The 6,576-nt window shown below is 57.2% G+C and carries 11 protein-coding genes and 1 pseudogene; 7 read left to right on the top strand and 5 right to left on the bottom strand.

Annotation, left to right across the window (positions count from 1 at the left end; translation table 11 throughout):
- From AC1DSG_RS25635 to AC1DSG_RS25650, 4 genes and pseudogenes are all read left to right on the top strand, one after another.
- Positions 1-184, top strand: a pseudogene (locus AC1DSG_RS25635) (hypothetical protein); the annotation flags it as partial.
- A 439-nt stretch (positions 185-623) separates the two neighbouring features.
- On the top strand, positions 624-986 hold the full coding sequence (locus AC1DSG_RS25640; RefSeq protein WP_477793385.1) for a hypothetical protein: 363 nt from the start codon (positions 624-626) through the stop codon (positions 984-986).
- Positions 983-1,291: a hypothetical protein gene (locus AC1DSG_RS25645; protein WP_477793386.1), complete on the top strand. Its 309-nt coding sequence runs from the start codon at positions 983-985 to the stop codon at positions 1,289-1,291. The genes AC1DSG_RS25640 and AC1DSG_RS25645 overlap by 4 nt, the downstream gene beginning before the upstream one ends.
- Before the next feature lie 81 nt (positions 1,292-1,372).
- Positions 1,373-1,705, top strand: coding sequence for a hypothetical protein (locus AC1DSG_RS25650; RefSeq protein WP_477793387.1), 333 nt, complete (start codon positions 1,373-1,375; stop codon positions 1,703-1,705).
- Here the strand turns inward: AC1DSG_RS25650 and AC1DSG_RS25655 are convergent.
- Positions 1,698-1,988 (bottom strand): hypothetical protein, encoded by a 291-nt coding sequence (locus AC1DSG_RS25655; protein ID WP_477793388.1) that lies wholly within the window; start codon positions 1,986-1,988, stop codon positions 1,698-1,700. The two genes, AC1DSG_RS25650 and AC1DSG_RS25655, sit on opposite strands and share 8 nt — an antisense overlap.
- Positions 1,989-2,088: 100 nt before the next feature.
- On the opposite strand from AC1DSG_RS25655, the gene AC1DSG_RS25660 reads away from it, so the two are divergent.
- Entirely contained in the window at positions 2,089-2,670 is a 582-nt protein-coding gene (locus tag AC1DSG_RS25660; protein ID WP_477793389.1) for a hypothetical protein, read from the top strand.
- Between the two features lie 3 nt (positions 2,671-2,673).
- Here AC1DSG_RS25660 and AC1DSG_RS25665 read toward each other — a convergent pair whose 3' ends face one another.
- The 3 genes from AC1DSG_RS25665 to AC1DSG_RS25675 all read right to left on the bottom strand — a co-directional run bounded on the left by AC1DSG_RS25665 (position 2,674) and on the right by AC1DSG_RS25675 (position 3,665).
- Positions 2,674-2,904, bottom strand: a complete 231-nt coding sequence (locus AC1DSG_RS25665; protein WP_477793390.1) for a hypothetical protein — start codon at positions 2,902-2,904, stop codon at positions 2,674-2,676.
- A 109-nt stretch (positions 2,905-3,013) separates the two neighbouring features.
- Positions 3,014-3,199: a hypothetical protein gene (locus AC1DSG_RS25670; protein WP_477793391.1), complete on the bottom strand. Its 186-nt coding sequence runs from the start codon at positions 3,197-3,199 to the stop codon at positions 3,014-3,016.
- 73 nt (positions 3,200-3,272) lie between these two features.
- Positions 3,273-3,665 (bottom strand): hypothetical protein, encoded by a 393-nt coding sequence (locus tag AC1DSG_RS25675; RefSeq protein WP_477793392.1) that lies wholly within the window; start codon positions 3,663-3,665, stop codon positions 3,273-3,275.
- 57 nt (positions 3,666-3,722) lie between these two features.
- On the opposite strand from AC1DSG_RS25675, the gene AC1DSG_RS25680 reads away from it, so the two are divergent.
- Complete coding sequence (locus tag AC1DSG_RS25680) at positions 3,723-5,528, top strand: DNA cytosine methyltransferase (protein ID WP_477793393.1); 1,806 nt, start codon at positions 3,723-3,725, stop codon at positions 5,526-5,528.
- A 9-nt stretch (positions 5,529-5,537) separates the two neighbouring features.
- Here the strand turns inward: AC1DSG_RS25680 and AC1DSG_RS25685 are convergent, their stop codons facing one another.
- Positions 5,538-5,783 (bottom strand): hypothetical protein, encoded by a 246-nt coding sequence (locus AC1DSG_RS25685; RefSeq protein WP_477793394.1) that lies wholly within the window; start codon positions 5,781-5,783, stop codon positions 5,538-5,540.
- Between the two features lie 96 nt (positions 5,784-5,879).
- Here AC1DSG_RS25685 and AC1DSG_RS25690 point away from each other — a divergent pair, with 96 nt between their 5' ends.
- On the top strand, positions 5,880-6,467 hold the full coding sequence (locus tag AC1DSG_RS25690; protein ID WP_477793395.1) for a hypothetical protein: 588 nt from the start codon (positions 5,880-5,882) through the stop codon (positions 6,465-6,467).
- Positions 6,468-6,576 lie beyond the last annotated feature (109 nt).

Consider the following 6,576-nt stretch of genomic DNA (forward strand, 5'->3'; position numbering starts at 1 on the left):
GCCTAACGGCGAAGACTGCTCCAGCCTGACCTGTACATCTCATCTCCCCGATGGCGATCAGGTATTTGATGAGCGCTTTAGTAAGTGTGCCGTAACCATCCAGCGGGGGATGCAGCGTTCGACCGCGATGCACATCACAACCCAAAACCTTGACGGATCGAAAACGCTGACGGCGTTTATCTGAACAACCAGCGCCACGTCAGCCTGACGATAACTGCCCTATACCGGTGATGGTTGAGGAAGTGGGTGGTCACTTCTAATCCGGTTAACCCACCCGAGCACCTGGTACTCCCCAGCACCAGGCCGCATCGGAGTGTGATCTGGTTGCGATGAATGCCAGTCCTCGATGACTGGTGGGCAGATTGGATCAGATCACACCCCGATGCGGACGAATTCTGCACCGCGCAACGCGGCTGCCTGTCCAGTGAGCGAGCCATAGGAGGATGACCATCATGAAATAGACCAAAGCCCGAAGAACACTGCATCTGTGAAAGGCCCGAACGTCCACGGGCCTTTCTTTTACCTGCCTTTATCCRTCAGCACTCTCCCCTGCGCCCAACGGCAACCAGCAGGCGGCCCGAGTGCTGACGAATAACCGCAACCCTCAGGCTCAAGGAGTCGATATGAACCAGACCATTCGCCAAAAACAAGCGGTCCTGCAGGTGTTGCGGGATCGCATCTCAATGTCCACCTCGGAGATGTACAAGATGATCGGTCGAGATGAGCCAGTGCGTGAACCTCGATTCAATGTTGTGCCCCTGGGCAAGAACAAGTTTGACGTGATCGAGCGCTCCACCGGCCTCTCCCGGGGCGCCCGTAACGGGCACGGCATGGCTTGCGATTACGCAAAGCAACTGGAAAAGAACGCTGACTTCTTCGAAGGTGTCCGGGTAACCACTACCCGCTTCGGCCGCACCCTTCTCCGCTGGACCATCGCCTGCACTGTGCTTCTGGTCGTGTTCGCCTACTACGGGGCAAAGCCATGATCGGTGTACCAATGCCCCACCCGCGAGACTCGATCATCGAGAACCTGAACCAGCAGCTGGAGCATTACTTCGGCACCGGCAAATCGGTGCAGGAAATTGAACCAGGTGTTACCGGTGAGAAAGCCCTCGGCTTCGGCAGCGCCCACAGCAACAAGCTTCGTGCAGGGCGGGACAGAATCGCACCGGAGCTTAAGACCCTCGCCGAAAGCGGGTCCTCACTGAATAAAGCGGCTGAAGCACTCGGCATTGATCACAAGCGTGCCAGGCTGATCGCCAGCGAGAATGGCTTCAAGTTCAAATCATGACGCGCCTCAGCAAACAGGTGCGCCAGCGCCGAAGACAGACATGGCTGGATATACCAGCCCACGAAATTGAAGAGACAGGCCATGGCCAAGAGCAACGCGGATATTCAGAGGGACAAGCGCGCCAAGGAGAAAGCCTTGCTCGACCGGATTGGTGCCGAGAAGCGATCGCTGATCGTGTCGAAGGCATTGGATGACGCCCTTCATGTTCTGGGCGAGCGCCACGGCTTCGAGGAATGGCAGGAAACAGCGTCAACTTTCTTGATCAATCTCGCCGCGGCGCCATCCGAAGAGTCCGCCCGCTTCGCCAACATGTCGCGACACAAAATCACAATTAGCGAAAACGTGTCGCGAAAATTGGAGCTCGCCTACAGGCGCGAAGAATTGAAGTCGCTGCCTGATGAGGACGCTAGTTAAGGGCCTCGCGCTGAACAAAAATGTGCACTCGGGCGGATGGTACATAGACTTCTGTAGGACCCAACAGCGAAGTGCTGACCAGTTCAACAACCATCCCGTCTTTGGAAAGCCCGCAGCCTCTAATCTGGCGGTAGTCCTTCTTCACTACGAGATCCATTTGTTGCTCCATCAGAGATGCCGAATCACAAATCACCGAACCCTTCGGCAAAAAGTGGCTTGCCGCTAATGCAGCATCACTAAAAATGGCCAGTAGGCCAGCGTATACGACTAAACCAATTCGCATTTATCACTTCCTTTGATTGTTAGCTGCCGAATAAAACACTAATTCATCTCAAATTGCCATCATCCGGTCACGGAGGGCGGCGCCTGACTGGAGATAACCAATGAGCAACTACTTCTACAAGACCAGTGCAGCGCCGGCGCTGGCCGCCATCGATGCATGGGACGCCAAGCGGGCCRAATTTGACCGAAAGCGCGAGGCGCTCAAGGACGTGTTCGGCGGCCCCGGCTCTCCGATGTATTCAGGCAGTGACAGCTATGTCGGCGGCGTGAAGATCAGCGACAGCCGAGACCTGGACGTTCATTGGCGCCGTCCTGACGAATACGGCTATCGCGCTCTACGACATGCGGCCAAGCCTGAGAAAGGCGCCACGAAAGAAGCGAGAGCGGCATACAAGGCCGAACACGAACGACTGACTGCCTTGTGGCAAGAGCACTGCCCTGCGCGCATCAGCAAGGACGACGTATGGAGAGCACTCGGTATCGACTGGGGCAGCGTGTGGTTGAGCGGCGGCGTGTTCTTCAAGCATGAAGGCATCATTTATCTCAATCTCGGCTTCCAAATGAAGGAAACCGGTGAGCTGGTCGAAGGCGCCGCAGAGATTGTAGCAAGCGAGTTTGAAGCAGTCCGGAGCGAGGTTCTGGCTCAGCGCAAGGCCGCCCGCCCCCCTGACCTATTGCGCTGAAACCTAACCATTGCCTCGGTCATACCAATTATTGGCCAGCTCCTTGGGGATCGTAACAGTCTTCGCCTCGTTGAGTTTTTGGCATGCTGCGGAAACTTTTTCTATCTCATTTCCGAAGTAGGCCAACCAATCACCGTTCGACTGCTGATCCAACTGGCAGAGGTAGGACCCCACCTCGCCCTCAGTCAATCCTGAAACTTCTGCAATCAACTTGTTGCTTGGTTTCTTGATCATGCTTCCTCCTAGATCCAGCCCCGCGCCGGGTCATCAATCAATACCCCACTTAAACGAATCACGCCAGCAGGCGAGCCTGGTACCTGAACGCAGCCTACCCCGCCCTCACCTATCGCGCTGACGGTTTTGTAAATTGGTCAATTGCCTGTCTGTAGGTCGCAAGCTCAATGATCTGCCGCAAGCAAATGACGACTTCAAGCTTCTGCTTGTCGTCTGGAATCCCCAAATATTTCAGCATCATTTGAGCGTCTTCCTCAATTGCCGCGAGTGCATCGATATCGCTTTGAAATCTCATGTCGGTCTCTCGTCAGACTGAATTCAACATAGATACATAGACCACAAATTCACCTCACGCCAGCAGGCGAGGATCACTTGAGGCCAAGTACATGAAGCAGCAATAGTGCTCCATCGCGCGATCTGATATCGATCGCCCAGTGTTCGGCGTCTTTATGGCTATCGTCGGTAAAACTGTCGGGAAACTGCTCTTTAATCACTTCCTTCCTGTAGCGCTTCATCTTGATGACAGACGGTCTCCAGTGAAACCGGAGTTTTTCCCGAGATGGCATGACCGAAAAGCACCATTCCCCATTCAGGTCGACAGCAACAGACCTAACTTTTTTTTGCGACGACACCCGGCAGGTGACTTTTTTTAAGCAACTGAAAGTGYCAACCAGAAGCGCAAACGCTTCTTTGGCCTCCTCGTTTTGGATGTACTCGTAGAACTCAACTATTCGCTCCGAATCCTCTGCACCTTTCAGCATCACCGATCCTCCACCAAAACCCTAATAACTGTAGCCGTTTGGCGACGAGGCAACCCTATGTCCGCACAACAGAAACACCCCCAGTTCATCCATGGCCAGCCAAGCATGGGCCTGCCATTCCAGAAAGAGCTGGTAGTGGACCTGTTCGCCGGCGGTGGCGGCGCGAGCACCGGCATTGCCCGGGCGTACCGGGAACCAGACGTGGCCGTAAATCACAACCCAGTCGCGCTGGCCGTGCACCGTGCCAACCACCCGCAGACAGCGCACTACGTCGCTGACGTGTTCGAAGTTGACCCGGTCCACGCCACCGGTGGCCAGCCGGTCGGCATCCTTTGGGCTTCTCCGGACTGCCGCCACCACAGCAAAGCCAAGGGCGGCGCACCGCGTGATCGTGGTGTTCGTGGTCTGGCCTGGGTCGTTGTGCGCTGGGCGCACGCCACCCGGCCACGCTTGATGTTCCTTGAGAACGTCGAAGAGTTTTGCGACTGGGGCCCAATTGACGAAGAAGGTCAGCCAATCAAGCCCGAGCGCGGGCGCACCTTCAGGTCATTCATTGCCGCGCTCAGCACCGGCCTGCCAGCGGATCACCCGGATATGCCGGAGATCCTTGAATCAATCGGCGAGTTCGTTCCGCTGGCAGCGCTGGTACGCGGCCTCGGTTACAACGTCGAATGGCGCGAGCGCATAGCAGCCAACGCCGGCACTCCGACCATTCGCAAGCGCCTGTACCTGGTGGCGCGCAGCGACGGCAAGGCCATCGTCTGGCCAGAACCTAAGCGCCACAAGAAGCCGAGGGCGAAACAACTACCTTGGCGCACCGCAGCAGAGTGCATCGACTGGAGTAACGTCGGCCGCACAATCTTCCGAGACAAGCCARTGGCCGTGAACACCATGCGCCGGGTGGCCAAGGGTTGCTGGCGGCATGTGTTGACCAGCGCGAAACCGTTCATTGTCCCGATGCGCGGCACTTCGGAATCACACACCAGCACCCACGGCGTAGACGAAGCACTTTCAACCATCAGCGCCGGCGGCACCCATCACGCCTTGGTGCAGCCAGTGGCTGCGCCGTTCCTCACCGAGTGCGCCAACGGCTCATCACAGCGCAACTTCGATGTGCAGGAGCCGCTGCGCACTCAAGTGGCTCAGGTCAAAGGCGGTCACTTCGCCATGGTCGCCGCACATATGACAGCCTTCGGCCAGAATGCGGCCGGCACTTCGCCTGACGAGCCAGTACAGACCGTCATGGCCGGCGCAGCTCGGCACGGTGTCGTTGCAGCTTTCTTTGAGCAGGCGAACGGCGGGTTCTATGACGGTGACGGACGCACAGCCGACTCGCAGCTTTCCACCATCTGCCAATCCGGCGCCAATCAGCGTCTGGTCAACGCCTACCTGGTGAAGTACTACGGCAACGAGAAAGACGGCATTTCGCTGACCGAGCCGATGCACACCCTGCCGACGAAGGATCGGGTAGCGCTGGTCGAAGTGGTGCAGGTGCCAGACACGCTGACGCCGGAGCAGTTGGAAGGCGCCCGCCGCTGCGCCGCCTTTATGCACGAATACTTGCCGGAGCACTTCAAAGACCCGGCCGAGATGGTAATGGTCGGCGGTTATGTGCTGGTGGATATCACCCTACGCATGCTGCAACCGCCAGAGCTGAAGGCCGCGCAAGGCTTCGACAAGGACTACATCATTGATCGCGGCTTGTTCGTTGACCCGGTCACCGGTGCCGAAGAATGGCGCGACATCAACAAGACAGACCAGGTCCGCCTGATCGGCAATAGCGTTTGCCCGGATGAAGCCGAGGCACTGGTCAGCGCCAACGCCGCCGACATCATCGAGCTTTACCAGCGCCTTGCGGCTTGACCAACTATTTCAGGATTTGGCTGAGCCGCCTTGAAACAGCTTGGTGTAGGCGAAGTAGCCGATAGCGATCTCTCCCACGGCCATCAACCCAAATATTGCGCCAAACATAAACGAAGCAGCGATGAAACCTATCGCTATCACGCCTACAAACCCTTGAAGGATTTGCAATGTCTTGGGATCAATCGACAGCCTTCCGTTAAAAACAAACGCCGCAGCAACGCCAATTAGCACGCCGACAATAATTCTCGCAAACATAGTCCAACTCCCTTTGCTGAAGTCCCAGAGTGTACTCCAAGCCGCCCCCAAATCTCACTATTCACCGCCCGGGCATGACCCGGCATAGGACGCCCCATGCCCACAGAAAACAAACCGGCCGAGCCGCTACCGAGCTTGGCGACCGGCGCCGACCTCGATGTAGCGACCTGGACCGACTTCGTAGAACGTCTTCGTCATGACTGCAGCGGCGCCGGCGTTAAATGGCACCACACAGCCGCCGCACTGTTCACCGTCCAGACCAAGCGAATTGATTACGGCTTTGAGCCGGACTATGCGGAAGGCTTGGTGGTCTGCCTCGAAGACCGAACGTGGTTCAGCCCCAAGGAATACTGGGACGACCTGGATGATGACGAGCGCGGTGAAATGGATGACCAGGTCATGGCGGACCGGGAATGCGGCTTCCTCGATCTCGACGAAGATGACCAATGGGACATCCTCCGCGAACTCGACGACCACACCGTCACCGGCTGGAACCATCGCTGGGAGATCGTGAATAGCCATTTCACCAAGGATGCCGCCGAGGCATTCATCCGGCGCAAGAAGCACGACTATGGCGAAATGAAGGTCTACGTCGAATCCCAGTATTACGCCTGGGAGTTCGAAGCCATCAAGGAAGCGATCCTCAACGGCACGCTGACTTACACGCTGAGGGTGGCGACATGATCGCCCTCGCCTGGTTCGCCTACGTGTATTGCTACAGGGGGAAGTGACGTTCACCTCGGCAGCCTCTGTGGAGAGAGTGGGGGGGGGACCCCGACTGACGAGGTGAGCC

It is taken from the genome of Pseudomonas sp. P5_A12, assembly GCF_056400685.1.